The following is a 21,473-nucleotide window of genomic DNA, read 5'->3' as shown; positions in this document are numbered from 1 at the left end:
CGACCGAACCCGCCTCCGGCCTCCCTGGACCGCTTGCGCTGCTCCACTTTTCGCTGCTCCCGCTTGCGCCACCTGACGGCCCTGCTGGTCGGCGCTGGCCTGGCTGGTGTCGCGGCCTGGGCTTCTTTTTTGCCGGCACCCGTTGCGTCTGCAGGGTCCGGCGCCACCCTGGCGGCCCTTGAGAATGGATCGCTTCAGCTCTCGGAGCTGTGGCTGGCCAGGCGACCGGCTCCCCCCAGATCCGGCGACGTGGTGGTGGCTTCCACCGACCTGTCGGGCCTGCTGGGCCAGCTCAAGCTCGCCGATCAGGGCTGGCGGCCCCGGGCCATTCCGCTCCCCGGCGGCGGCGTTCGCTACCTCTACAAGCGCCGCGCCGATGACCCGTTGCTCACGGTCGCCCAGATCAAGGACCGCCTGCTCAACCCACCCGTTTTCGCCCTGGAGCGGCAGGCGATCGCCTCCTTGATCCCCGCCCTGGAGCGGGTGGGCGTGCTCGTCGTGCTGGGGCCACCGATCAAGCGGGGGGCCGCGGCCGAATGGGACCCGGCGGCGCGCACGATTCGGATTCAACCCGCCGTGGTCAGCAACGGCAGCGCCGAGTTCGCCCGGGTGCTCAACCACGAGGCCATCCACGTGGCCCAGAGTTGCCTGCGCGGCGGCCTGGCCGCCCAGCCGAAGCTGCTCGGGCTCTCCACCCAGCTCGATGCCCAGGGCCAGCGCCACCTGGGCGACCCCGTCTATGCCCGGGCGTCCGCCCTGGAGCGCGCCTTGGAGACGGAGGCCTACGCCAACCAGCACCGCCTGGAGCTGGCCATCGCCCTGCTGGCGAGCGAATGCCGCCAGCGGCGTTGAACCCGCTTCAGCCGACCGGGTGTTCGCCGATCAGCACACCCTCCAGCAGCATGTTGAAGTGCAGCAATTGCTCGTCGCTGAGCAGCTGGCGGCTGGACAGCGCGAAGTGCCGCTCCAGGAACTCCCGCCCCTGGGCCGCTCCCCAGTGCAGCTGGTCCAGCAACTGTTCGCACTGGGTGATCAGCTCGTGCCGGCGCAGCGGCGGCGGCGCCAGGGCGGGATCGCTGCCCGGCTCCAGTTGGCGCAGGGCCTTGCGGTAGCTGATCAGATCGGGGTAGCGCACCAGCCGGCTGCGGCTGGGATGGCCGAACACCCTCTCCAGATAGATCGCCTCCTGCTCACGCCCCCAGTGGAGCCGCCTCAACTCGAGCTCCACCTCGGCGAGCTCATCGCTCCAATCCTCCGGGTCGGCCGGGGGTTCGGGGCTGGCAAGCTCGGGGCTGGGCGCCGCTGCCTCGGGAACGGGGGAAGCCTCGGCTGGATCCGGTCCGGGGGGGCTCGGCTGCGGCGGGTGCTCGATCGGCTCGGCCGGAGGAAGCCGGACGGGGACCGCGCTGGTGGGCAGCAGCCGTCGGCGCAGGCGCTCGATCGCCCGGTCCTCGGCCTCTTCGGCGCTGCTTCCCTCCCCAAGGGCACTGCCGAGGCAGATTCCCTGCTGCCAGGCGCCCACCAGCACCACCCGGCAGTCCGCTTCGGCATGGACCAGGTGGGACTGCAACTGCATCGGGCCGGGCCGGTACTGGGCATTTTCTACAGTGGGGCGTTACGCGTACCGCTGCACGCCCATGGAAGCGGAGTCGATCGAATCCCTGACACCGCTGTTGCAAGGGGCGGATCAGTGGAGCGAACTGCTGCTGCTCCTGCCTCTGCTGGTGGCCCTGGAGGCCGTGCTCTCCGCAGATAACGCCATTGCCCTGGCGGCAATCGCCCGGCGGCTGCAGGACCCCACCCGTCAGCGCCAGGCCCTGAACCTGGGCTTGCTGCTGGCCCTGGCCTTCCGCATGGGGCTGATTGTGGCGGCCCGCTGGGTGCTGAATTTCTGGCCCTTGCAGCTGGCGGCGGCAGGCTATCTGCTCTGGCTTGCCGGCACCAATCTGCTGGGATCCGGCCAGGACGAGCAGGGAACGGCCGTGGCTGGGGAGGCCACGGCCCACGGCAGTCCGGTTGGGCTCAGGGGCGTGGTGCTCACCCTTGCCGTCACTGATCTGGCCTTCTCCCTGGACAGCGTGGCCGCCGCCGTGGCCGTCACCGATCGCCTCTGGCTGGTGATGCTGGGCGGGTTGATCGGGGTGATCGCCCTGCGGCTCACGGCCGAGCTGTTCATCCGCTGGCTGGCCCTCTACCGGCACCTGGAGAAGGCCGGCTACCTGGCGGTGGGCCTGGTGGGCCTTCGCCTGCTGCTGCGGCTGGCACTGCCCCAGATCGTCCTGCCGGAGTGGGTGCTGCTGCTGCTGGTGGGAGCCCTCTTCCTCTGGGGCTTCTCCCGGCGGAATGCGGACCTGCCTGGCGAGGTGAACCCCTGAGCCCCCTGCGCGTCGAATTGCGCCAGGCCGGCAGCGACCGGCTGCTGGAGCACCTGGAGCTGCCTGACCTGGGCGCCGTGCCCCAGCCGGGGCTGTGGTTTCAGGTGGGGAAACGCAGCTTTCTGGTGTTGCAGCGCCACCACCGCTACCGGCTCTGCAACGGGCGCTACCAGCTGGCCTCCGTGGCCCTGCAGGTGAAGATGCAGCGCCAGCCGGTGGATGCCCGCTGGTGGAACCAGCACTGGGTGATCGGCGATCCCAGTTGCCGGTTCAACGCCCGCACTCCCCTGCTGCGTTGCGCCGTGCTGCCGGAGGGCCCCTGCGAGCGCTGCGCGCACTACACCCCTGGCTGATCGGCCTGATCGGCGGCCATCGCTTCGAACGGTTCGAGCTGCAGGGTGCTGTGGGCGATGCCCAGGGCGGCCAGTCGCTGTTTGGCCTGGTGCAGGAGCTCCATGTCATCGATCAGGCCGGCATCCCGTTGCACGTGGGCGGTGAGGGCGTTCTGGGAGGTGCTCATCCCCCAGACGTGGAGGTGGTGAACCCCCTGCACCCCTGGGATCTCCAGCAGAGCGCGCCGCACCGCCGGCAGCTCGATGCCCGGGGGAACCCCGTCGAGGGCCACGCTCAATGCTTCCCGCAGCAGGGTCCAGCCGCTCCAGGCCACCGCCAGACCCACGGCGATTGCCGTGGCCGCATCCAGCACCGACCAGCCAGTCAGCCCCACCAGCACGGCACTGAGCATCACCGCCGCCGAGACAGCCGCATCGGTGAGCAGGTGAACCACCGCCGCGCGCCGATTCAGATCATGGCTGTGGTCGTCGCCGAACAGCCGCGCCGAGAGCAGGTTCACCACGATCCCGGCCGCCGCCGCCCAGGCCACCGGGCCACTGACCACCTCAACGGGATCGAACAACCGCTGAAGACCCTCCACCACCACCACCGCCGCGGCCATCAGGATCAGCACCGCATTGACCAGGGAGGCCAGCTGGGTGCTGCGGCCCAGGCCGTAGGTGAAGCGGGGGCTGGCGGGCCTCGTGCTCAGCCGCTCCGCCCCCCAGCCCAGCAGCAGCCCCGCCACATCGCCGAGGTTGTGCACGGCATCGCCGATCAGGGCGAGGGAGCCGAAGCTGAAGCCGACCACCAGCTGCAGACCCGAGAGGGCGCTGTTGAGCAGCACGCTCCAGCGGAAGGCCGCCGCCGATCCGGGACGGTGCTCGTGCTGCTGGCGGTGCGGGCGACGCTGGATCCGCACCGCCGGATGGGGCGGTTCCTGGCTGGAGTGGTTGTGGGCCATGGGGTGCTCGGTGGGTCAGGCCAGGGCCTGTTTGAGGGCGAAGAGGGCGAAGAGGAGAAAGAGGGCCCCACTCAGCCGGAACAGGACCCGCTCCTGGATCCGCTGGCCGATCCACTTGCCGGTGCCCACGGCCAGGCCGGTTACAATGGCGTGACCGGCCAGGGTGCCGGCCAGCAGCCCGGCGAAGGTGAACGCCGGCGCCGTGGCCAGGGCGATGGTGGCGAACTGGGTGCGATCGCCCAGTTCGGCCAGGAACACCAGCACGAAGCTCTCCCTGATCACCGCCAAGGGGCCCAGCAAGATCTGGCGATCTTCGGCCCTGTTGACCAGATCCTCGGCCTGGCGGGCTTCCTGCTCGGCGGCCCCAGCCGACATGGCCTGGGCATCGAGCAGCAGCTTGATGCCGAAGCCACCGAACAACAGCGCCGCCAGCCAGGGCACCACGGCCGCCGGCAACAGCTCCCGCAGGCCATAGCCCATGGCGAGCGAGAGCAGCGTGACGGCGGCCAGGGCGCCGAACGCCCCCAGGAACACCCAACGTCCGCGGTGACGGGCCGCCAGGATCATGGCCACGAAGAAGGTTTTATCGCCCAGCTCCGCAAGGGTAATGGCGGTGAAGCTGGAGCCGAAGGCGGCGAGGGCAGGATCGCTGGCCATCAGAAACAGGGGGCTGGAGTGAGACTGACCCAGTAGAGACTTTGTTGCTGTTCAGCAGGCTGTGCGGAGCAAAGCTCAGAACGGTTCGGCCGCCGAGACGAACCCGACACCGCCGTAGTACTCCAGGATGGGTTTGAGCCCCAGCCGCAGCGCTTCGAGCACAGGTTGCTCGCAGAACACGATTACATGGGCGTTGGCGCCGAAGCCGCTGAACTCCATCGACTCCGACACCATCCCGTGGGGCCCACGGCCGGTGACATGGCGCATCACCGTGTAGCCGGGTGCCTGGGCGGCGTCGATCAGGGGCAGCACCCGCTCCAATTCCCGCTCGCTGATGATCAGATCAAGGCGTTGCATGGGTTCTCAGCCGGCTGGGATGACGAGTTGAAGCATGGCCATGTACAGGGGGATCCCCACGATGATGTTGAAGGGGAAGGTGACCCCCAGGGCCGTGGAGATGTAGAGGCTGGGGTTGGCCTCCGGCACCGTCATCCGCATCGCGGCCGGAACGGCGATGTAGGAGGCGCTGGCGCAGAGCACCATGAACAGCAAAGCATCCCCCTGGGGCAAGCCCAGCAGCAGGGAGAGGCCGAGCCCAACCGCGGCATTGAACAGGGGCATGAGCACCGCAAAGCCGATCAGGAACGCCCCCGCCCGGCGCAGATCGCTGAGGCGCTGTGCCGCCACGATGCCCATGTCCAGCAGGAAGAAGCTGAGGGCTCCGTAGAAGAGCTTGCCGGTGAAGGGCTCCATCTTCTCGAGGCCCTGGGGGCTGAAGGCCGCCACCATCAGGCCGATCAGCAGGCTGCCGATCAGCAGCAGCACCGAACTGTTCAGGAAAGCCTCGTGCAGCAGGGAGCGCCAGCGAATCGACGGGCCGCCTTGCGCCTCCGGGCGTTGTTGCGCCCCGGCCAGTTTCACCAGCAGCAAGCCCACGATGATCGCCGGCGACTCCATCAGGGCAAGGGCCGCCACCATGAAGCCGTCGTGGGAGGTCCGGGTGACATCGAGGAAGCTTTCGGCCGTGATGAAGGTGACGGCGCTGATCGATCCGTAGGTGGCCGCGATTGCCGCCGCGTTGAAGACATCCAGCTGCCGCCTGAGCACCAGAAAGCTGTAGAGCGGCACCAGCACCGACATCAGCATGGCGGCCAGCACCGTGCTCAGCACCTGGAAGCCGAGGCCGCTGTGCTGAAGCTCCACCCCTCCCCGGAAGCCGATTGCCAGCAGCAGATAGAGGGAGAAGAGCTTGGGAAGCGGAGCGGGGATCTCCAGGTCGGAGCGCACTAGCACCGAGATCACGCCCAGGGCGAAGAACAGAACCGGCGGGGAGAGCAGGTTCTGCAGCACCAGGCTGGTCTCCATGGGGCGCCTGGCTCAGGGTGGTGGGTGGGATGGTTCGACCTTACAGACCAGGGACGCCGCGCCCTCCTTCATCCCTTGAGCGCTTCATCCCTTGACGGCATCACCGGTGGCGCTGGGCAGGATGTAGCGCTGCAAGAGCACGAACAGCAGCAGCACCGGCAAGATCGACACCACCGAACCAGCCGCCACCATCCGCCAGTCGAGGGAGAAGCTGCTGGCCAGTTGCTGTAGGCCGAGGGGCAGGGTGTAGAGCTTGGGATCATCGAGAATGATCAGCGGCCAGAGAAAATCACTCCAGGTGCCGATGAACACGAACATCGCCAGGGTGATCAGATCGGCCCGGGCGGCGGGGATCATCACGTTCCACCATTCCCCGACCCGGCTGCAGCCGTCGATGCGGGCCGCTTCCTCCAGTTCCGCCGGAACGCCGACGAAACTCTGGCGCAACAGGAAGATGCCGAAAGCCGTGGCCGCCTGGGGAATGATCAGGGCCCAGAGGGTGTTGCGCAGGCCGATCTGCACCATCAGCAGATAGAGCGGAATCATCACCACCTGGAAGGGAATTAGGATGGTGGCCACCACCAGGGCCAGCACCAGGCCACGGCCTGCGAAGCGCATCCGCGCCAGCGGGTACGCCGCCAGGGAGCAGAACACCAGGTTGGCCAGCACCGCCAGCAGGCTCACCACCGTGCTGTTGAACAGATACAGCCCCATCGGGTGATCCGCGAACAGGCGCCGGTAGGCGTCGAAGCTGGGCTGGGCGGGCAGCAGGGCCGGCGGGGTGGTGAAGATGTCTTCGGCGGGGCCCTTGAGCGAGGTGCTCACCAGCCAGAACAGCGGCACCAGCACCAGCAGGGCCAGCAACAGCAGCAGCCCCAGCTGCAAGGCGGGCTGAAGGGCCCCGCCGAGGCGGAATCGCCGGGTTCCGGCGGTGAGCTGGGCCATGGGAAAGGAAGCTGACTGCGACCCTAGCGGGCATCAACCGGGGGCCCAGGGGCCAAAGGCTCGCCTGTTGTCGGGACCCCGCTCAGCCCCTGCCGCGGGGACGACTCTCCCTCGACAAGGCCTGGCTGCGGGGGGAGCCACTGCGTGCCATGGTGCGCCGCGGCGCCGACCCGCCAGGGCCGCCGCCAGGTCCACCGCGACGACCCCCCTTGCCGCGGCCACCGCTGAGATCCAGGGGCGGGGCGGAGTGGATGGTGGGCTCGAAGCCGGGCACCGGCTGGCGGGGCAGGGGGTTGCCGATCACCTTCTCGATCGCCCGCAGCAGCTCGTGCTCCTCGGCGGCCACCAGGGAGAGGGCATGGCCACTCTGGCCGGCCCGGCCGGTGCGGCCGATGCGGTGCACATAGTCTTCGGCCACGTTGGGCAGATCCAGATTGACCACGTGGGGCAGTTGCTCGATGTCGAGGCCGCGGGCGGCCAGATCGGTGGCCACAAGCACCCGCATCTCACCGCTCTTGAAGCCGGCCAGGGCCCGGGTGCGCGCCCCCTGGCTCTTGTTGCCGTGGATCGCCATGGCGGTGATGCCCTCCTGGCTGAGCCGATCGGCCAGCCGGTTGGCGCCGTGCTTGGTGCGGGAGAACACCAGCACCTGCTGCCAGTTGTTGCTGCGGATCAGGTGGCTGAGCAGGTCGCCCTTGCGGGCCATGTCGCAGGGGTGCATCACCTGCTCCACCAGGGGCGCCGCCCGGTTCTCCGGCGTGGCCTGCAGCTGGACCGGATTGTGCAGCAGGCCCTGGGCCAGCTTGCGAATCGAGGGGTTGAAGGTAGCCGAGAACAGCAGGTTCTGGCGCTTGGGGGGCAGCAGGGCCAGGATCTTCTGGATGTCACGGATGAAGCCCATGTCGAGCATGCGATCGGCTTCATCGAGCACCAGGATCTCGAGCCGATCGAAGCGGATCGCGTTCTGCTGGTAGAGGTCCATCAGGCGGCCCGGCGTGGCCACCAGCACATCAGCGCCGCGGCGCAGCCGCTGCATTTGGGGGTTGACCTTGACCCCGCCGAACACCACATCACTGCGCAGGTCGAGAAAACGGCCGTAGGCCTGCACGCTCTCGGCCACCTGGGCAGCCAGCTCCCGGGTGGGGGTGAGCACCAGGGAACGCACCTGGTTGTTGCGGGCGTGGGGCCCGTGCCGCAGCCGCTCCAGCATCGGCAGGGTGAAGCCGGCCGTCTTGCCGGTGCCGGTCTGGGCGGCAGCCATCACGTCGTGGCCGGCGAGCACCGCCGGAATCGACTGAATCTGGATCGGTGACGGCACCGCGTAGCCCTTGAGGGCAATCGCCTTGAGCAAGGGCTCGGAGAGGCCGAGGGCGCCGAAATCGCTGACGGGGGATGGTCCGATGGCCCCGGGGACGGGGTGCTCCTGTCCCGGAGCGGGGTGGGTCAGAAGGGTGATCGGAGCAGTCCGCAAAGGTCCTTTACCTTAGGAGGAAGCCATGGACGGAGCGGTCGGGACTCGATGAACCCCACCCTGTATGCCCGTCTGCGGGAATGGCGGCGCAGTCCCTACGCCCGCCAGCACCCCCCCAGCCTCCTGCCTGATCGGCTGGAGGAGGCTTCAGGAATCGAGGCGGTGGTACCGCCAGTGGCGGTCGCGCTGGAGGCGCTGGCTGTGGGGGCAGTGGTTTTGGAGGCGGTGTCTTGGCCTGCAGTTCCTGTTGCCCCTGCCGTTCCCGAATCGGTTCCAGCAGAGCCCCCCGGTGAGGGCCACCCTGTGGCCGCCGCAGCTGACCCCCGGCGTGGGGTGCCCCTGCTGATGCTGCTGGTTCTGGCGCTGCTGGATGGGGCCCTGGCCACGCGCGAAGTGCTGGGAACCCTGCGGGCGATCTGGTGGCCCGAGCGCCCGGCATGGGTTGGGAATCCGCTGGATCAGTTGGTCGCCTGCGTTCAGTGCGAGGCTCCGGCCACGGCGGTTTTGCCCACACCCAGAGCCCGCAGTTCCTGGATCAAACCCTGAAGCACCTGCTTGGCGTCGCCGAACACCATCGAGGTCTGGGGCAGTTCGAAGAGGTCGTTGCGGATACCGGCGTAGCCGGAGCCCAGACTGCGCTTGACGACAAACACAGAGCGGGCCTGATCCACCTCCAGCACGGGCATGCCGTAGAGGGGACTGGCCGGATCGCTCTTGGCCCGGGGGTTCACCACATCGTTGGCCCCCAGCACGATCACCACATCGGTGCGGGGAAAGTCGGGATTGATCACCTCCATCTCAATGAGCTGGTCGTAGGGGACATCGGCTTCGGCGAGCAGCACGTTCATGTGGCCCGGCATCCGGCCGGCCACCGGATGAATCGCATAGCTGACGGCGACGCCATGCTGCTCGAGCAGGCGGGCGAGTTCCTTGAGGCTATGCTGGGCCTGGGCAACGGCCAGGCCATAGCCAGGCACGAACACGACGCGCTCGGCCGCTTCGAGGGTGAGGGCACACTCTTCGGGGCTGCAGGAGGTGACGTTCGTGTAACCCTCCTCCTTGGCGGACTCGCCCCCTGCTGTGGACGAGCCGGCAGCACCGAGGGCGCCGCCGAACAACACCGACGTGAGGGAGCGGTTCATGGCCGTGCACATCACCTGGGTGAGGATCAGGCCGGCGGCCCCCACCATGGCGCCCGCCACGATCAGCAGCTCACTCCCCACCACGAAGCCGGCGGCGGCGGCGGCCACCCCTGAATAGGAATTGAGCAGGGAAATCACCACCGGCATGTCGGCACCGCCGACCGGCAGGGTGAGCCCGACCCCCAGCAGCAGGGAGAGCACCGTCAACGGAAGGAGGGCCAGGCTGAAGCCCTTCAGCACCAGCACGCAGCAGGCCAGGCAGGCCAGCGCCGTGGCGATGTTGAAGGCATGGCGCTGGGGCCTCAGGGTCCAGCCGGGGGTGCCCAGCCATTCCTGCAGCTTGCCCATCGCCACGATCGAACCGCTGAAGGTGATCGCGCCAACCACCACCGAGGCGAGCACCGAAATCTGCCCGACCAGGCTGAGGGCCGAGGGCAACTGGACGGCACCGATCGCGACCAGCAGGGAGGACATCCCCCCACAGCCGTTGAACAGGGCGACCGTCTCCGGCATCGCGGTCATCGCCACCCGGTAGGCCAGCAGTGCTCCCAGTCCGCCGCCAGCGGCCAGACCCAGCAGCATCCACGGCCAGCCGTCCAGCCCCTGCTGGATCAGCAGACCGGCCACCGCCAGCACCAGGGCGAGGGCCGCCAGGGCATTGGCCGTGCGGGCCGTGCGGATCTTGGCCAGGCCCTTGAGGCCAAGTGCGAGCAGCAGCACGGCTCCCAGATCGAGCGTCAGTTCGCCCATCAGTTGTCTCCCTTGCGGCGGAACATGGCCAGCATGCGATCGGTCACCAGGAACCCTCCCACCACGTTGAACAGGGCGAAGCCGAGCGCCACGGCCCCGAGCAGCCGCAGGGCCGGGTTCGGGGCGGCGCCGATCAGGGCCAGGGCGGCCAACAGGGTGACTCCACTGATCGCGTTGGCGCCGGACATCAGGGGGGTGTGCAGGGTGGGGGGCACCTTGCCGATCAGCTCCAGTCCGAGCAGGCTGCCGAGCAGCAGCACCCACAGGGCTTCAGCACTGCCGAGATCGGTGCTCATGCCAATACCTCCTCGAGGGCGGGCCAGAGATCGGGGCGACGGCAACAGCCCCCATGGGTGATCAGGCAGGGGTCAAGCAAGGCATCCTCAGGGTCGAAACGAAGCTCCCCATCCTCGATCAGCTGCTCCATCAGGGCCGCGAGATTGCGGGCGTAGAGAGCGCTGGCGTGCTGTGGCACCGAAGCCGGCAGGTTGGAGGCTCCGATGATGCGAACGCCCCCCAGCTCCACCGTGCAGTTGAGCTGGCTGCCGGCGCAGTTGCCTCCCTGGGCCACCGCCAGATCCACAACGACCGCGCCCGGACGAAGGTTGGAGAGCAACTCCTCGGTGATCAGCAGGGGGGCTGGCTTGCCGGGCACCTGGGCGGTGGTGATCACCACATCGGCCTCCTGCAGATGACCCGCCAACTGCTGGCGCTGGGCCTCCAGGAAGGCCACCCCGGCCTGGCGGGCATAGCCACCGGTTTCACCGGGGGCATCAAGGCTGGGCGGCTCGATGAAGCGGGCCCCCAACGACTCCACCTGCTCCTTGGCGGCAGGACGCACATCGCTCACCTTCACCACGGCGCCAAGCCGGCGGGCGGTGGCGACCGCCTGCAGACCCGCCACTCCGGCGCCGAGCACCAGAACCTTGGCCGGTTGCACGGTGCCGGCGGCGGTCATCAGCATCGGGAAGAAGCGGTCGAGCTCGGCCGCCGCCAGCAGCACGGCCTTGTAGCCGGCGATGTTGGCCTGGGAGGACAGGGCATCCATCGTCTGGGCGCGGCTGATCCGGGGCAGCAGCTCCAGGGCGAGGGCCGACACGCCCGCCAGGGTGAGGCGATCGATCAGGGCCCGGTTGGCATAGGGATCGAGCAGGCCGATCAACAAACTGCCGGAGCGGAGGCGCTCGAAGCTGCTCTCCCCGCCATCGGGCTCAACCAAAGGGCCCTGGACGGTCAGCACCACATCGGCCTGGTCCCAGGGGTGGGTGGCCTCGGGGGAAACGATCTCCGCCCCGGCGTCCGCAAACAATCGATCATCGAAGCCCGCCGCTTGGCCCGCCCCGGCTTCCAGGGAAATTTCACAGCCTCGAGCCGTGAGCCGACGCACCGTTTCGGGAGTGGCGGCCACCCGATTCTCTCCGGATCGACGCTCGGTGGGGACGAACAGCCTGATCAACAGATCCTTCCCATTCAGCGGCCCCCTTCATGGAGCTTTTCCCGGCGCAACGCAAGCCGCTACCAAGCGTTGTGTTCGGCCCATCACAGAAGCCGGCGCCGGTCTGGAGGCCATGGGGGAAACGGCACAAGACAGTCATTGGTGTTGGTGGACACAATCAACCTCAGAAAGGGTTCCTAGATGGGAAAAGAAGAATCAGCCCAGCCCCAAGCCATGGCCAGCTTCACGATCACGCTGAACGACGGCAAATCCTTCACCTGCCCCGACGACCAGTACGTTCTCGATGCCGCCGAAGAACAGGGCATCGATCTGCCCTACTCCTGTCGGGCAGGCGCCTGCAGCACCTGTGCCGGCAAGATCCTCTCCGGCAGTGTGGATCAATCCGATCAGAGCTTCCTTGACGACGACCAGATCGCCCAGGGCTACGCCCTGCTCTGCGTCAGCTACCCGATGAGCGATTGCACCGTGCAGACCGGCGTCGAAGACGATCTCTGAGCCGAACAACCAACTCCTGACCTGACCCGCTTCAGTTGAGCCGCCCGGATCAGACCGCTTCAATTGTTCGGTAGACGGGTGTCCAGGTGGCCTGGTCAAGCCGCTCGATTGCTTCGGCTGCTGTGCAGGCCCGAGTGGCCAGGCCCTCCTCGACGGCACTGAGGGCAACGGCTTCGGCCACCGCCCTGGCCACGGCCCCCACCTGGTCGAGGTCGGGCATCAGCGGGGCGGTGGGATTCAGGCTGGCTGGGATCCGCTCCGCCAGGGCCTCCAGACCCGCATCCACCATCGCTTCGCTCACTTCCCTGGCGCCCACCGCCACGGCGGCGAAGCCAAGGCCTGGAAACAGGAAGCAGTTGTTGCACTGGCCGATCCGGCGGTTCACCCCCTCCACGGGCACCGGATCAAACGGGCTGCCGGTCGCCACCAGCGCCCGCCCACCCGTCCAGGCCAGAAGATCCCGGGGCGTGGCTTCGGCCAGGTGGGTGGGGTTGGAGAGGGGCAGGATGATCGGCCGCTCCACCGCCCTAGCCATCGTTTCCACCACGGCCTGGCTGAAGGCTCCGGCCACCGTGGAGGTGCCGATCAGCACGCTGGGGCCCACCTGCCGCACCACCTCAAGCAGACCGATGCGGCCGTCACCATCCCGCGAAAAGCCACTCACCTGATCCGGCGATCGGGCGAACCGGGCGGCCAGCGGCGAAGCGATGGCCTGGCTCTGCAGCAGCAACCCCTCCCGATCGATCAGCCAAATCCGCCTTCGCGCCTCCGCTTCGCTCAGCCCGTTGCGTCGCAGCAGGCGCACCAGGCCCTCGGCGATGCCACAACCGGCCGTTCCGGCGCCGAACACCACGATGCGGTGATCCTGAACCGGCACGCCAGCCGCGCGGGAGGCGGCCAGCACCACGGCGCAGGCGACACCGCGGGTGCCCTGGATGTCGTCGTTGAAGCTGGGCAGCCGGTGGCGGTAGGTGTCGAGGTTGCGGTGGGCGTTGCCCACGCCGAAATCCTCCCAATGCAGGAGGGCACCGGGGTACACCGTTTTCACTGCGGCCACAAACGCAGCAATGAAGGCGTCGTAGGCGGGACCCACCAGGCGAGGCTGCCGGCAGCCGGGGTAGAGCGGATCGTCGATCAGCCTCTGGCGGTTCGTGCCCACATCGAGCACCACGGGGAGCACCCGATGGGGATCGAGTCCGGCGCAGAGGGTATAAACCGCCAGTTTGCCCTGACAGATTTCAATGCCGCCGATGCCCTGATCGCCGATGCCCAGGATGCCTTCGGCATCGGTGACCAGGATCAGATCGACGGGGCCGGCGGTCGCCTGGCGAAGCACGCCATCGAGCCGGTGCTGGTTGGTGCGGGAGAGGTAGACACCCCCGGAAGGGGTGCGGTATTCGAGGCTGAACCGCTGGATCGCCGCCCCCACCGTCGGGGTGTAGACGATCGGAAGGAGATCGTCGATGTGATCGGAGAGAAAGCGATAGAAAAGCGTGGAGCTGCTCTGCCGCAGCGCCTGGGCAAACCGGAACTTCTCCAGGTCGCTGGCCAGGCCCTGGAAGCACCGCCAGGTCCGCTCCACCTGGGTGTCGAGGGTTTCCACCGCCTCCGGGAGCAATCCCTCCAGGCCCAGCGCCCGGCGTTCGTCGTGGCTGAAGGCCGTGCCCTTGTTGAGTCCCGGATCGGCAAGCAACGAAAGACCCCGCAGCCGGGTCTGCAGGGGAAGCATCAAGGGAACCCGCCGTTTTCGGTGATCACGGAACGGCAGCGTACGCCGCAGTCAGCTTCGGCTCAGCCGGCATCAGCGGTTGAGGCGCTGCATCTGCCAGGTCACAAGTGTGCCCAGGGGGCTCCAAAGCAGGAAGGGCACCAGCAGCAACGCCGCCACCGACGAGTGGGTGCCCACCAGGATGGCCTGCACAATGCCCCAGGCCCAGCCCGCGAAGCCAATCACGGTGCCGGTTGAAAGGGAGCGGGTGCGGCAGATCAGCCAGGTGTAGCTCTGCACCAGCACCAGCAGCAGCAGGAATCCGGCCATGGCGCCCCAGCCGCCACCGGCCTCCCAGCTGAGCAGGGCAGCGGCGTAGAAGCAGCCGTAGATCACCAGCCAGATCAGCGGGATCCAGCGCTCGAACGTGAGCCAGGCCGGCCGTCGCAGCCGCAGAAACCACTGGAAGTCGGCGCTGCTCGGGTTGAGGCTGAGGCTGACGCCGACCTGCACAACAAGAATGAAGAGCCAGGCCGGCATGGGCGCGATCCGCGAACGCAGCGATGGCTGTTCAAACCTTAGCGATCGAGGCCTCGGGCAACCGGCGCCAGATGGCCAGGCCGCCTCCCCTGCCCCGCGCCGCCAGCCATGGTGGGGTGGATCCCGTGGAGATCAGGGCGAAGAAGGGCAGTCCCTTGGTTCTCCCGCTGGCAGCGGCGCCATCCCCAGGCCCTGGCAAGGGGCGATCCAGGCAGTGCCAGCGGCCCAGCCGGAGCCGCAGCCGCTCGAAGCGGAACAGCAGCAGCGGGCGGCGGCCCTGCAGCCAGGCCCGACCCTCGAAACGGAACTCCAAGGCACCGAGCTGCACGCGGTTGACGATCGTGAACAGCGCCTTGGGGTCGCCCGTGGCGCGAGCGGGGGCGGCAAGGGTGAGGCTGGCCTGCAGGCCGCGGAGGATGGCGGAGCTGATGACGGCGGGCTGGTTGGAACGACGCGGCCAGGTCTGAACAAGCAGCCAGGTTCCAACCAGCTCGGCCGCTGCGATGCCACTGCCTTCTTGGCGGCTGCGCCGCTCGCGCTCCAGCAGCCAGGGCCCATCGGGCAGCGGGGAGGGGTGGGTGGTGGGGAGGTGCGGTTCCACCTCAGCCCTGGCGGGAGCGCCGGACGGCCACCCCGGCTTCCACGGCGGTGATGGCGGCCACCAGCACCAGCCCGGCAAGACCGATCGCCTGATCCCGGGACGTGACGGCGACCCCCTGGTTCTGGGCCAGCACTGCCCCCAGCACGAACCAGGAAGTGGTGATCGCCGAGCTGATCCAGTAGGCCTTCCAGCGGCGCTGGTAGATGTAGCCGGTGCCGAGTCCGGGCACCAAGTTGAGCAGCACTGCCACCCAGCCTGCGGAGCTGGCCAGCACGGTGTTCGGGGAGGGGGTCATCGGAGGGTGCCTGGGCAGGATCACAACTCTGGCGGCCCGGGGCAGGCATCGGCAGAGCCTGGGCCTGCAACAAGGCGATCGTGCGACTTGACCACGGCCAAAAAAGATGGGAAGTTGAAGGAGAACTTTCTTGGCCATGGCGAAACCGTTCCCATTCATGGCCATGCTGTTCACGGCTCTGGCCAGCCTCCTGCTTCACAGCGCAACGGCCAAGGCCTGCGAAAAGCACCTCAAGGGCCATCAGAATAGCTCCGAATCCCAGAGCGAAGGAAGCAACCGCTGAGCCTGCCGCCCCTGTCGCCTGCCCAACCTTGAGCTGTGTTCTGAACGTTGGCATCCGCCAGGCTTTGTTGGCAGGGTGGAAGACCCGGTGGGCCTTCAATGACGTGGAGCGAGCTTGAACGGTTCGTCCAGGAGGCTGAAGCCAGCGCAGCAATGCGCAGGTCGCTGAAGCATTGCCGCTCGGAGCTGGAGCTGGTCCTGGCGGCAAGGCGCCTGGGCTACCGGCTCACCCGCGCCGATCTGCACGAGGCCCGGGAGGAAGATCGGCGCGAGCGGCTGCAACGGGAGCGGCAATCCAGCCGTTCCTGCTCCTGAAGCCATGGGATGCCAGCCTGATCGCTGATCGACCGGCCATTGTCGGCTTTTCCGCCTCCATGGCCAACGGCGTTGCACCTGATCGCGATCCCGGCTTGCTGCGCGATCCCCAGCTGATCAGGGAACTGATGCCGCTGTGGGGCTGGTTCTACCGGCACTATTTCCGGGTGCAATCCAGTGGTTGGGAGCATGTGCCCAGCTGTGGCCAGCTGATGCTGGTGGGCTCCCACAACGGCGGTCTGGCCACACCGGATCTGCCGATGTTCCTCTACGACTGGTTCCGGCGCTTCGGGTACGGCCGCCAGGTGTATGGCCTGGCCCACGCCAAGGTCTGGCAAACCAATGCGGCGATGGCCCAGCTGGCCGCCCGGGTGGGCGCAATTCCCTTCTATCCACGCAACGCGCTTGCGGTTCTCGATCAGGGGCACAGCCTGCTCGTGTATCCCGGTGGCGGCAACGATGCCTTCCGGCCCCATCGCTGCCGGGGCCAGATCCATTTCAGCGGCCGCACGGGCTTCATTCGGTTGGCCCTCTGGCATTCCCTGCCGGTTGTTCCGCTGATCTCCTGGGGCAGCCACGACACCCTGGTCGTGCTCGAGGACTGTTACTCCCAAGTGGAACGGTTGCACCGCCTGGGCCTGCCCTGGCTGATGGGAATCGATCCGGAAGTGTTCCCCGTCTACCTCGGGATGCCCTGGGGTCTGGCGTTTGGCCCCCTGCCAAACATTCCGCTGCCAGCACGAATCCACACCCGCGTCTGCGCCCCGATTCACTTCGAGCGCAGCGGCTATGCCGCCAGCAGGGATCGGAACTATGTGCAGGTGTGCTATCAGCAGGTGGTGTTGGCGATGCAGGAGGAGCTGGATCTTTTGGCTGCTGAGGCGTCGGCCACTCCGCAAGTACGATGCGCATAAAATCCTGCGTCAGGCGCCTGACAAGTTTTGGTGGGGCCGTGTGGAATTCCACGGAAAGGCTCTATTTGATACCAATCACCATCGAATCAGGGCCAACAAGTGGCTCGGCGCGCGTTTCGGAAAATCCCGCTTCCATCATCCAAGCTGTGCAGTCAGCGAATGTGTAGTCAAAACCACCTCGTGTTTCGATGAGCATGTTTAGACTCATCAGCAATCCAAAGGAGTTTTTTGAGCGATCATCATCGATGATTGCCTCGTAGACAATGAGCGCGCCCCCGATCGGAATTGCATCAAACGCCTTTCCAATCAGCATCTTCTTCGTGGGTAGATCCCAGTCGTGAAGGATGTGGCCCATCAGGACCACATCGGCCTGGGGTATGGGGTGTTTGAAAAAATCACCTGATTGGAATGTGAGCCGGTCGTCGATGCCGGCATGGGCAACGTACTCCTCGAAGATCGGCGCCACCTCGGGCAGGTCAAACCCGAAGCCACGCAGATGCGGATTGGCGAGAGCGATCTGGGTCGCAAGATCTCCCTGTGCTGTACCCACATCAACGAACGTGCGGTGGTTCGTCCAGGGAAAGGCCCGGGCGATGGCCTGGTTGGCGCCATGACTGATGCCGGTCATGGCGGCGAGGAACTCCTTCAAACGGGCATGATCGGCATAAAGCGTTTCGAACAGACCGGGCCCGCCACCCTTGATTTCGTTCTGCGGCTCGCCCGCTTGAAGTGCTTCGCTGAGATGGGCCCAGGCTGGATAGAGGCGATGGTTCGCCATCTCCAGGATGCCACCGATGTAGGAAGGCTTGTTCCGATCCAGAAAGAGTTCCGTCTCCGGTGTGTTGCTGTATTGGTCGCCAGTTCGATTCAGAAAACCCAGGGCGACCAGTGCATCAAGGAAGTCACGGGCTCCACGGGGGTGAAGGCCCAAACAAGCAACGATGGAATCAGAGTTCGTGGAGCCCTGGGAAAGTTCTGTAAACAGACCCAGCTCGATGGCACTCAGCAAAGTCTTGGAGGCCCAAAAACCCAGACCTGTCTGGATGATTGTGTCGGGGGTTGGCTGCGCGCTCATGGCTATCTCCAGCGGTGAGAGAAGCGTAAGACACGAGCGAGTCGTGGGCTGAGCCCTGGATCAGAACATCCGATCCGTGGGTATGGATGAGCGGCTGAGCAGGCCTACTTGGCGATGGTCACGATGTCCTGTGGTTGAAGGATTGAGCCTGCCTGGTGGCGACAACTGCCGTGGCACATCAGACCTTGCGGCCCCAGCAGATCAGCATCAGAACGCCGGTGTAAGCCTCCCCCAAGCGGTAGGCCTCGAGGCAGGGGAGCGCCTTGGGGAGTTCAGCGGCAATCTTGCGGGCGTTGGCATCGATTTCAAACAGGAGGTCCGTCTCGGCGAACCCATGGGCGGGCAGCCACACCGCCTCGCGGTGAAGATCGCCCACCCAATGGGTTCGGAGAGGAAGATCGGCAGCTCGCGGCCGATCCACGGATTCTGGAACGTCCGGATCCAGTCGTGCTGGATCCGCTCGGTCAGTGGGGACTGGCCGCCGCCCAGCAGGAAGGACCCCCAGTCGGGCTCGGCGCAAAGCACCACTCCGCCGCCGCAGGCGACGCGGGCCATCTCGCTGACGACCCTGCCAGGGTCGGGGATGTGCTGGAGGGCGCGGCCGACACGGACCGCGTCAAAGCTGCCCTCCGCAAACGGAAGGCCCGCAGCATCTGCCACGGTGAATTCGCAGCCGCCAACTGCGTGGCGCCACTGTGCCACGGCGATCAGCGTGCGGCTGCGGTCGACACCAACAGCTCGGGCGCCGAATGCCTTGATCCGCGCCACATCGTCGCCGAGGGCACCGGCCACCTCGAGGGCAGATGATCCTGGTTTAAGGTCCAGCACCGTGAGTGCACGGGCCTTGTACGCCCTGCCCGCTGCCATCGACTGAAGCGCGTCGAGACATCGGTACCTTGGGCTTGCTGAAAAACGCAGATCCATTCCAGTGCAGCTTATTTCAATGATAATCTAATGATAGGAATGGTCGAAAGTAGTGATTTCTTCACTAGAATAACCTCAAGGCCTTCAAATGTATCTCATCCGGCACAACGGTCAGCTATCCATCGAGGAGTCTTACCATCCCTTTGGGGAGCAGCTAGATCCTGACAGCCGATGGGTGGTGATGTCCGTGATCATTCCTTGGTAGCAACTGGAAGATCAAGATGCTCCACAATTCAACCGCACGATCGGAGCACCAGCGAAGCCCTTCTGGATGGCGCTGGGATCTCTTTGCATCCAGCAACGGCTGGGCTATACGGACCGAGACACGGTCGAGATGATCGCAGAGAGTCCATATATGCAGTATTTAATCGGCTGAGTGGTTACCAGTTCATAAAGCCTTTCGATCCTTCAATGATGGTTCACTTCCGTAAACGAATTGGGCCAGACCTGCTCAAGGTCTGCAATGACATGACAATGCAAAATGGTATTGCAATACTCAAGAATTTTGAAACCATTCAGGGGCCGGGACGCCCCGCCGGGCGAATGCACGCCTGATCGCTCATCGCTGAGCGGGCAAAGAAGCAGCGCTGCCCTTGCTGCTGAACTCAGGGATCCAGCAGCAATGATGGCATCACCCCGCCGCGATGATGGGCGATCCAGGCCTGCTCCACAAATCCCCAGATATCCCGCCCCTGTTGCCTGAGGGTGGTGGTGACCGTGAGCAGGCGGCTGCGGCAGATGGCGCCGCCGGCCATCTCAGTTGCGTTATGCACTCGGCCTGAAGCAGAGAAATCTGGCAGAATCCCTCCCCCTCTGTCAGGAAAGAAGTCCGCTCGGTCTGACCCATCCACCAGGGGGCCAAACCGAGGACCATGAAACCGATCTACGACCATGCCGTGCGGGCCGAGATCCGCAATCGCATGAGCCCGCCCAACCGGGAGAGCGTGGCCCAGATCGCCCGTGACACCGGGATCACCACACAGACCCTCTACAACTGGCGCAGTCAGTGGCAGAAAGAGGGGCAGCTGGTGCCGGCCACCAGGAAGCCGCCGGAGCAGTGGGGCGCATCCGACAAGCTGGCCGCCGTGATCCAGGCCGCAGGCCTCAGCGGCCCCGATCTCGGCGCGTACTGCCGCGAGCGTGGGCTCTATCCCAAGCAGCTTGCCCGCTGGCGCCAGGCGGCAGAGGATGCGAATGGCCCCAGCGCGCCGACCATGACCGACCACAGGGATCTACAGCGCAAAAACCAGGAGCAGGCCCGCCAGATCCGGCGCCTGGAACGTGAGTTGCAGAAGAAGGACAAAGCTCTTTCGGAGGCGGCAACATTGCTGTAGCGGAACGCTTCCGCGAAGCGGTTGCTGTCAAAAAAGCTCGATCAGCTTTGGCTGCGAGAAGAGGAGTCCTGATTCCGTCAGAGCAGAGAAATAAAGCCATGGACTTTCTCTATGAAGGCCTCAATGCAGGAGCTTCCATCAAGGCTGTTGCTGATCTGATCGGCATCTGTTCACGCACTCTGCGGCGCTGGGGGCTTGATATCAGCGGCCAGGGATTCAGTGTGGATCGCCGCAAGGGTGCCCCACGTGAAGTGGCTCACAGATTCACGGCAAAAGAGCGGCAGCGGGTGATTGACTCCGTCAATGATCCGCGCTTTGCCGATCTTACGCCTGCTCAGATCGTGGCCATTCTTGCTGAGGAGAGAATGTATGTGGGTTCAGAGTCCACGATCTACCGCATCATGCGGCAGGAAGGCCTGCTGAACCATCGTGGTAGGGCCCGCTCTCCCCGCGAGCCAAGGCCAGTCCCGGTGCTGGAGGCAACAGGAGTTTACCAAGTGCTGGCCTGGGATATCACCCTGTTGCCCGGCCATGTCAAGGGTCAATTCTACTATCTCTACATGGTGATGGATGTGTGGAGCCGCCGCATCCTTGGAGTGGAAGTGCATGAGCGCGAATGCAGCGAGCTGGCCAGCGCATTCTTTGATCGCGTCTGCCGCGATGAAGGAATCAGCAAGGAGACTGCTGCGGTCCTGCACTCGGACAATGGCGCCCCCATGCGCTCATTCACCTTGGCGGCCAAGATGGCCGAGTTGGGTGTGTCGCTCTCGTTCTCCAGGCCACGTGTGAGCAACGACAACGCCTACGCTGAATCATGGTTCCGTACCATGAAGTACCACCAGAGTTATCCGCTACGGCGCTTCCGGGAACTGCTCTCGGTAAAAGCCTGGGTGGATGGCTTTGTCGACTGGTACAACGCTGAGCACCGGCACAGCGGCATCAAGTATGTGACGCCCAATCAGCGGCACTACGGCCAGGCTGATGGGATCTGTGCCATCCGGCAGCAGACCTACGAAGAAGCTCGGCAGAAGAATCCGCAGCGCTGGAGTCGTCACATCCGTGACTGGAGCCAGCCACAGGTTGTGAGCATCAACCATCCCCGACCGCAGACACTTGTAGCTGCTTGACCCTCAACAATCCAGGCCCCCGTGGCTGTCCGATGGCGCCCCTCCAAGGGCGCGATCGGCAACAGCCGCGATCAAGGGCCCGACGCCCCAACCCCGACCAAAGACAGCCATCGATGACAACGACACTCCGGCCGCGGGGACCCTGAACCTCAACCCGCAGTACACTCAATTTCGGTGCTCAGCTCAGCACCCCGAGCGGACAACTTCCCTGATAGGTCCCGCCTATGCAAACAGGGATTCTCCACTGACCACCATGGAAAAAGGAAGCTGCAAAGGCGGCGTTCCGAACCAGGGCGGTGGTGGATCACGGAACCGACCATGTAGTTGTTAGGCCCCACAAATCCCGCCCATCGGCTTCACTGGAAATCCAAAGTCCGAATTTCGGCTCACCAAAGAGATCATCGA

At 65.9% G+C, this 21,473-nt stretch carries 28 protein-coding genes and 1 pseudogene; 11 read left to right on the top strand and 18 right to left on the bottom strand.

Annotation, left to right across the window (positions count from 1 at the left end):
* The first annotated feature begins 33 nt into the window (after nucleotides 1-33).
* Complete coding sequence (locus KBY66_RS03115; protein ID WP_255087694.1) at nucleotides 34-852, top strand: hypothetical protein; 819 nt, start codon at nucleotides 34-36, stop codon at nucleotides 850-852.
* Nucleotides 853-859: 7 nt separating this feature from the next.
* Here the strand turns inward: KBY66_RS03115 and KBY66_RS03110 are convergent, their stop codons facing one another.
* The gene (locus KBY66_RS03110; protein ID WP_255087693.1) at nucleotides 860-1,576 is read right to left on the bottom strand and encodes a hypothetical protein; all 717 of its coding nucleotides are present in this window, start codon (nucleotides 1,574-1,576) and stop codon (nucleotides 860-862) included.
* 61 nt (nucleotides 1,577-1,637) lie between these two features.
* Between KBY66_RS03110 and KBY66_RS03105 the strand changes: the two genes are divergently transcribed.
* Complete coding sequence (locus tag KBY66_RS03105; protein WP_255087819.1) at nucleotides 1,638-2,375, top strand: TerC family protein; 738 nt, start codon at nucleotides 1,638-1,640, stop codon at nucleotides 2,373-2,375.
* 5 nt (nucleotides 2,376-2,380) lie between these two features.
* Nucleotides 2,381-2,728 carry a DUF6464 family protein gene (locus tag KBY66_RS03100; protein ID WP_255087818.1) on the top strand — a complete coding sequence of 116 codons (348 nt, stop codon included), beginning with the start codon at nucleotides 2,381-2,383 and terminating at the stop codon, nucleotides 2,726-2,728.
* On the opposite strand, the gene KBY66_RS03095 is transcribed toward KBY66_RS03100, so the two are convergent.
* The 6 genes from KBY66_RS03095 to KBY66_RS03070 all read right to left on the bottom strand — a co-directional run bounded on the left by KBY66_RS03095 (nucleotide 2,713) and on the right by KBY66_RS03070 (nucleotide 8,110).
* Nucleotides 2,713-3,672, bottom strand: a complete 960-nt coding sequence (locus KBY66_RS03095) for a cation diffusion facilitator family transporter (protein ID WP_255087692.1) — start codon at nucleotides 3,670-3,672, stop codon at nucleotides 2,713-2,715. The genes KBY66_RS03100 and KBY66_RS03095 overlap by 16 nt on opposite strands.
* A gap of 15 nt (nucleotides 3,673-3,687) precedes the next feature.
* Nucleotides 3,688-4,329, bottom strand: coding sequence for a TMEM165/GDT1 family protein (locus tag KBY66_RS03090; RefSeq protein ID WP_255087691.1), 642 nt, complete (start codon nucleotides 4,327-4,329; stop codon nucleotides 3,688-3,690).
* A 75-nt stretch (nucleotides 4,330-4,404) separates the two neighbouring features.
* Nucleotides 4,405-4,686, bottom strand: coding sequence for a P-II family nitrogen regulator (locus tag KBY66_RS03085; RefSeq protein ID WP_255087690.1), 282 nt, complete (start codon nucleotides 4,684-4,686; stop codon nucleotides 4,405-4,407).
* 6 nt (nucleotides 4,687-4,692) lie between these two features.
* Entirely contained in the window at nucleotides 4,693-5,694 is a 1,002-nt protein-coding gene (locus tag KBY66_RS03080) for a sodium-dependent bicarbonate transport family permease (protein ID WP_255087689.1), read from the bottom strand.
* Nucleotides 5,695-5,778: 84 nt separating this feature from the next.
* Nucleotides 5,779-6,639, bottom strand: a complete 861-nt coding sequence (locus tag KBY66_RS03075) for a carbohydrate ABC transporter permease (protein ID WP_255087688.1) — start codon at nucleotides 6,637-6,639, stop codon at nucleotides 5,779-5,781.
* 82 nt (nucleotides 6,640-6,721) lie between these two features.
* Complete coding sequence (locus tag KBY66_RS03070) at nucleotides 6,722-8,110, bottom strand: DEAD/DEAH box helicase (RefSeq protein WP_399224730.1); 1,389 nt, start codon at nucleotides 8,108-8,110, stop codon at nucleotides 6,722-6,724.
* A 48-nt stretch (nucleotides 8,111-8,158) separates the two neighbouring features.
* Between KBY66_RS03070 and KBY66_RS03065 the strand changes: the two genes are divergently transcribed.
* Nucleotides 8,159-8,656 (top strand): hypothetical protein, encoded by a 498-nt coding sequence (locus KBY66_RS03065; RefSeq protein ID WP_255087687.1) that lies wholly within the window; start codon nucleotides 8,159-8,161, stop codon nucleotides 8,654-8,656.
* Here KBY66_RS03065 and KBY66_RS03060 read toward each other — a convergent pair.
* The 3 genes from KBY66_RS03060 to KBY66_RS03050 are packed head-to-tail and all read right to left on the bottom strand — an operon-like array spanning nucleotide 8,587 to nucleotide 11,458.
* The gene (locus tag KBY66_RS03060; RefSeq protein WP_255087686.1) at nucleotides 8,587-10,002 is read right to left on the bottom strand and encodes an NAD(P)(+) transhydrogenase (Re/Si-specific) subunit beta; all 1,416 of its coding nucleotides are present in this window, start codon (nucleotides 10,000-10,002) and stop codon (nucleotides 8,587-8,589) included. The two genes, KBY66_RS03065 and KBY66_RS03060, sit on opposite strands and share 70 nt — an antisense overlap.
* Nucleotides 10,002-10,298 (bottom strand): NAD(P) transhydrogenase subunit alpha, encoded by a 297-nt coding sequence (locus tag KBY66_RS03055; RefSeq protein WP_255087685.1) that lies wholly within the window; start codon nucleotides 10,296-10,298, stop codon nucleotides 10,002-10,004. Before KBY66_RS03055 ends, KBY66_RS03060 begins: the two co-directional genes overlap by 1 nt.
* A complete protein-coding gene (locus KBY66_RS03050; RefSeq protein WP_255087684.1) occupies nucleotides 10,295-11,458 on the bottom strand; it encodes an NAD(P) transhydrogenase subunit alpha in 1,164 nt (387 codons plus the stop codon). Before KBY66_RS03050 ends, KBY66_RS03055 begins: the two co-directional genes overlap by 4 nt.
* Nucleotides 11,459-11,671: 213 nt before the next feature.
* On the opposite strand from KBY66_RS03050, the gene KBY66_RS03045 reads away from it, so the two are divergent.
* The gene (locus KBY66_RS03045; RefSeq protein WP_255087683.1) at nucleotides 11,672-11,953 is read left to right on the top strand and encodes a 2Fe-2S iron-sulfur cluster-binding protein; all 282 of its coding nucleotides are present in this window, start codon (nucleotides 11,672-11,674) and stop codon (nucleotides 11,951-11,953) included.
* 49 nt (nucleotides 11,954-12,002) lie between these two features.
* On the opposite strand, the gene KBY66_RS03040 is transcribed toward KBY66_RS03045, so the two are convergent.
* The 4 genes from KBY66_RS03040 to KBY66_RS03025 all read right to left on the bottom strand — a co-directional run bounded on the left by KBY66_RS03040 (nucleotide 12,003) and on the right by KBY66_RS03025 (nucleotide 15,097).
* Nucleotides 12,003-13,682: an NAD-dependent malic enzyme gene (locus KBY66_RS03040; protein WP_255087682.1), complete on the bottom strand. Its 1,680-nt coding sequence runs from the start codon at nucleotides 13,680-13,682 to the stop codon at nucleotides 12,003-12,005.
* A 72-nt stretch (nucleotides 13,683-13,754) separates the two neighbouring features.
* Nucleotides 13,755-14,201 carry a TspO/MBR family protein gene (locus KBY66_RS03035; protein ID WP_255087681.1) on the bottom strand — a complete coding sequence of 149 codons (447 nt, stop codon included), beginning with the start codon at nucleotides 14,199-14,201 and terminating at the stop codon, nucleotides 13,755-13,757.
* Nucleotides 14,202-14,232: 31 nt separating this feature from the next.
* Nucleotides 14,233-14,802, bottom strand: a complete 570-nt coding sequence (locus KBY66_RS03030) for a hypothetical protein (protein ID WP_255087680.1) — start codon at nucleotides 14,800-14,802, stop codon at nucleotides 14,233-14,235.
* Between the two features lies 1 nt (nucleotide 14,803).
* Nucleotides 14,804-15,097 (bottom strand): hypothetical protein, encoded by a 294-nt coding sequence (locus KBY66_RS03025; protein ID WP_255087679.1) that lies wholly within the window; start codon nucleotides 15,095-15,097, stop codon nucleotides 14,804-14,806.
* A gap of 136 nt (nucleotides 15,098-15,233) precedes the next feature.
* Between KBY66_RS03025 and KBY66_RS03020 the strand changes: the two genes are divergently transcribed.
* The 3 genes from KBY66_RS03020 (at nucleotide 15,234) to KBY66_RS03010 (ending at nucleotide 16,608) form a co-directional block, all read left to right on the top strand.
* On the top strand, nucleotides 15,234-15,380 hold the full coding sequence (locus tag KBY66_RS03020) for a hypothetical protein (protein ID WP_255087678.1): 147 nt from the start codon (nucleotides 15,234-15,236) through the stop codon (nucleotides 15,378-15,380).
* A gap of 98 nt (nucleotides 15,381-15,478) precedes the next feature.
* Nucleotides 15,479-15,694 carry a Nif11-like leader peptide family natural product precursor gene (locus KBY66_RS03015; RefSeq protein WP_255087677.1) on the top strand — a complete coding sequence of 72 codons (216 nt, stop codon included), beginning with the start codon at nucleotides 15,479-15,481 and terminating at the stop codon, nucleotides 15,692-15,694.
* Nucleotides 15,695-15,753: 59 nt separating this feature from the next.
* On the top strand, nucleotides 15,754-16,608 hold the full coding sequence (locus KBY66_RS03010; RefSeq protein ID WP_255087676.1) for a lysophospholipid acyltransferase family protein: 855 nt from the start codon (nucleotides 15,754-15,756) through the stop codon (nucleotides 16,606-16,608).
* Nucleotides 16,609-16,669: 61 nt separating this feature from the next.
* Here KBY66_RS03010 and KBY66_RS03005 read toward each other — a convergent pair whose 3' ends face one another.
* The 3 genes and pseudogenes from KBY66_RS03005 to KBY66_RS15825 form a co-directional block, all read right to left on the bottom strand.
* Complete coding sequence (locus tag KBY66_RS03005; protein WP_255087675.1) at nucleotides 16,670-17,683, bottom strand: acetylserotonin O-methyltransferase; 1,014 nt, start codon at nucleotides 17,681-17,683, stop codon at nucleotides 16,670-16,672.
* A gap of 178 nt (nucleotides 17,684-17,861) precedes the next feature.
* Nucleotides 17,862-18,059, bottom strand: coding sequence for a hypothetical protein (locus KBY66_RS03000; protein WP_255087674.1), 198 nt, complete (start codon nucleotides 18,057-18,059; stop codon nucleotides 17,862-17,864).
* A 152-nt stretch (nucleotides 18,060-18,211) separates the two neighbouring features.
* Nucleotides 18,212-18,550: pseudogene (locus tag KBY66_RS15825) on the bottom strand (methyltransferase domain-containing protein); the annotation flags it as partial.
* Nucleotides 18,551-18,815: 265 nt separating this feature from the next.
* Here KBY66_RS15825 and KBY66_RS15820 point away from each other — a divergent pair.
* On the top strand, nucleotides 18,816-18,983 hold the full coding sequence (locus KBY66_RS15820) for a transposase (protein ID WP_399224775.1): 168 nt from the start codon (nucleotides 18,816-18,818) through the stop codon (nucleotides 18,981-18,983).
* A 229-nt stretch (nucleotides 18,984-19,212) separates the two neighbouring features.
* On the opposite strand, the gene KBY66_RS02990 is transcribed toward KBY66_RS15820, so the two are convergent.
* A complete protein-coding gene (locus KBY66_RS02990; RefSeq protein WP_255087672.1) occupies nucleotides 19,213-19,362 on the bottom strand; it encodes a hypothetical protein in 150 nt (49 codons plus the stop codon).
* A gap of 117 nt (nucleotides 19,363-19,479) precedes the next feature.
* On the opposite strand from KBY66_RS02990, the gene KBY66_RS02985 reads away from it, so the two are divergent.
* Nucleotides 19,480-19,941 (top strand): transposase, encoded by a 462-nt coding sequence (locus KBY66_RS02985; protein WP_255087670.1) that lies wholly within the window; start codon nucleotides 19,480-19,482, stop codon nucleotides 19,939-19,941.
* A gap of 47 nt (nucleotides 19,942-19,988) precedes the next feature.
* Nucleotides 19,989-21,068, top strand: a complete 1,080-nt coding sequence (locus KBY66_RS02980) for an IS3 family transposase (RefSeq protein WP_255087669.1) — start codon at nucleotides 19,989-19,991, stop codon at nucleotides 21,066-21,068.
* Nucleotides 21,069-21,473 lie beyond the last annotated feature (405 nt).

Origin of the sequence: Synechococcus sp. Tobar12-5m-g (assembly GCF_024345415.1) — a bacterium.
In the GTDB taxonomy this organism is placed as follows: Bacteria; Cyanobacteriota; Cyanobacteriia; order PCC-6307; family Cyanobiaceae; genus Regnicoccus.
The sequence above is the reverse complement of the archived record's forward strand: the minus strand, read 5'-3'. Positions and strand labels throughout refer to the sequence as shown.

Coding starts and splice junctions, on each gene's coding strand:
- KBY66_RS03080 (WP_255087689.1), bottom strand. CDS start 5,694: ATGGAGACCAGCCTGGTGCTGCAGAACCTGCTCTCCCCGCCGGTTCTG.
- KBY66_RS03005 (WP_255087675.1), bottom strand. CDS start 17,683: ATGAGCGCGCAGCCAACCCCCGACACAATCATCCAGACAGGTCTGGGT.
- KBY66_RS03095 (WP_255087692.1), bottom strand. CDS start 3,672: ATGGCCCACAACCACTCCAGCCAGGAACCGCCCCATCCGGCGGTGCGG.
- KBY66_RS03015 (WP_255087677.1), top strand. CDS start 15,479: ATGACGTGGAGCGAGCTTGAACGGTTCGTCCAGGAGGCTGAAGCCAGC.
- KBY66_RS03010 (WP_255087676.1), top strand. CDS start 15,754: ATGGCCAACGGCGTTGCACCTGATCGCGATCCCGGCTTGCTGCGCGAT.
- KBY66_RS03105 (WP_255087819.1), top strand. CDS start 1,638: ATGGAAGCGGAGTCGATCGAATCCCTGACACCGCTGTTGCAAGGGGCG.
- KBY66_RS03085 (WP_255087690.1), bottom strand. CDS start 4,686: ATGCAACGCCTTGATCTGATCATCAGCGAGCGGGAATTGGAGCGGGTG.
- KBY66_RS03025 (WP_255087679.1), bottom strand. CDS start 15,097: ATGACCCCCTCCCCGAACACCGTGCTGGCCAGCTCCGCAGGCTGGGTG.
- KBY66_RS03035 (WP_255087681.1), bottom strand. CDS start 14,201: ATGCCGGCCTGGCTCTTCATTCTTGTTGTGCAGGTCGGCGTCAGCCTC.
- KBY66_RS03055 (WP_255087685.1), bottom strand. CDS start 10,298: ATGAGCACCGATCTCGGCAGTGCTGAAGCCCTGTGGGTGCTGCTGCTC.
- KBY66_RS03090 (WP_255087691.1), bottom strand. CDS start 4,329: ATGGCCAGCGATCCTGCCCTCGCCGCCTTCGGCTCCAGCTTCACCGCC.
- KBY66_RS03060 (WP_255087686.1), bottom strand. CDS start 10,002: ATGGGCGAACTGACGCTCGATCTGGGAGCCGTGCTGCTGCTCGCACTT.
- KBY66_RS03065 (WP_255087687.1), top strand. CDS start 8,159: ATGAACCCCACCCTGTATGCCCGTCTGCGGGAATGGCGGCGCAGTCCC.
- KBY66_RS03040 (WP_255087682.1), bottom strand. CDS start 13,682: ATGCTTCCCCTGCAGACCCGGCTGCGGGGTCTTTCGTTGCTTGCCGAT.
- KBY66_RS03045 (WP_255087683.1), top strand. CDS start 11,672: ATGGCCAGCTTCACGATCACGCTGAACGACGGCAAATCCTTCACCTGC.
- KBY66_RS02990 (WP_255087672.1), bottom strand. CDS start 19,362: ATGGCCGGCGGCGCCATCTGCCGCAGCCGCCTGCTCACGGTCACCACC.
- KBY66_RS03020 (WP_255087678.1), top strand. CDS start 15,234: ATGGCGAAACCGTTCCCATTCATGGCCATGCTGTTCACGGCTCTGGCC.
- KBY66_RS03110 (WP_255087693.1), bottom strand. CDS start 1,576: ATGCAGTTGCAGTCCCACCTGGTCCATGCCGAAGCGGACTGCCGGGTG.
- KBY66_RS03075 (WP_255087688.1), bottom strand. CDS start 6,639: ATGGCCCAGCTCACCGCCGGAACCCGGCGATTCCGCCTCGGCGGGGCC.
- KBY66_RS02985 (WP_255087670.1), top strand. CDS start 19,480: ATGAAACCGATCTACGACCATGCCGTGCGGGCCGAGATCCGCAATCGC.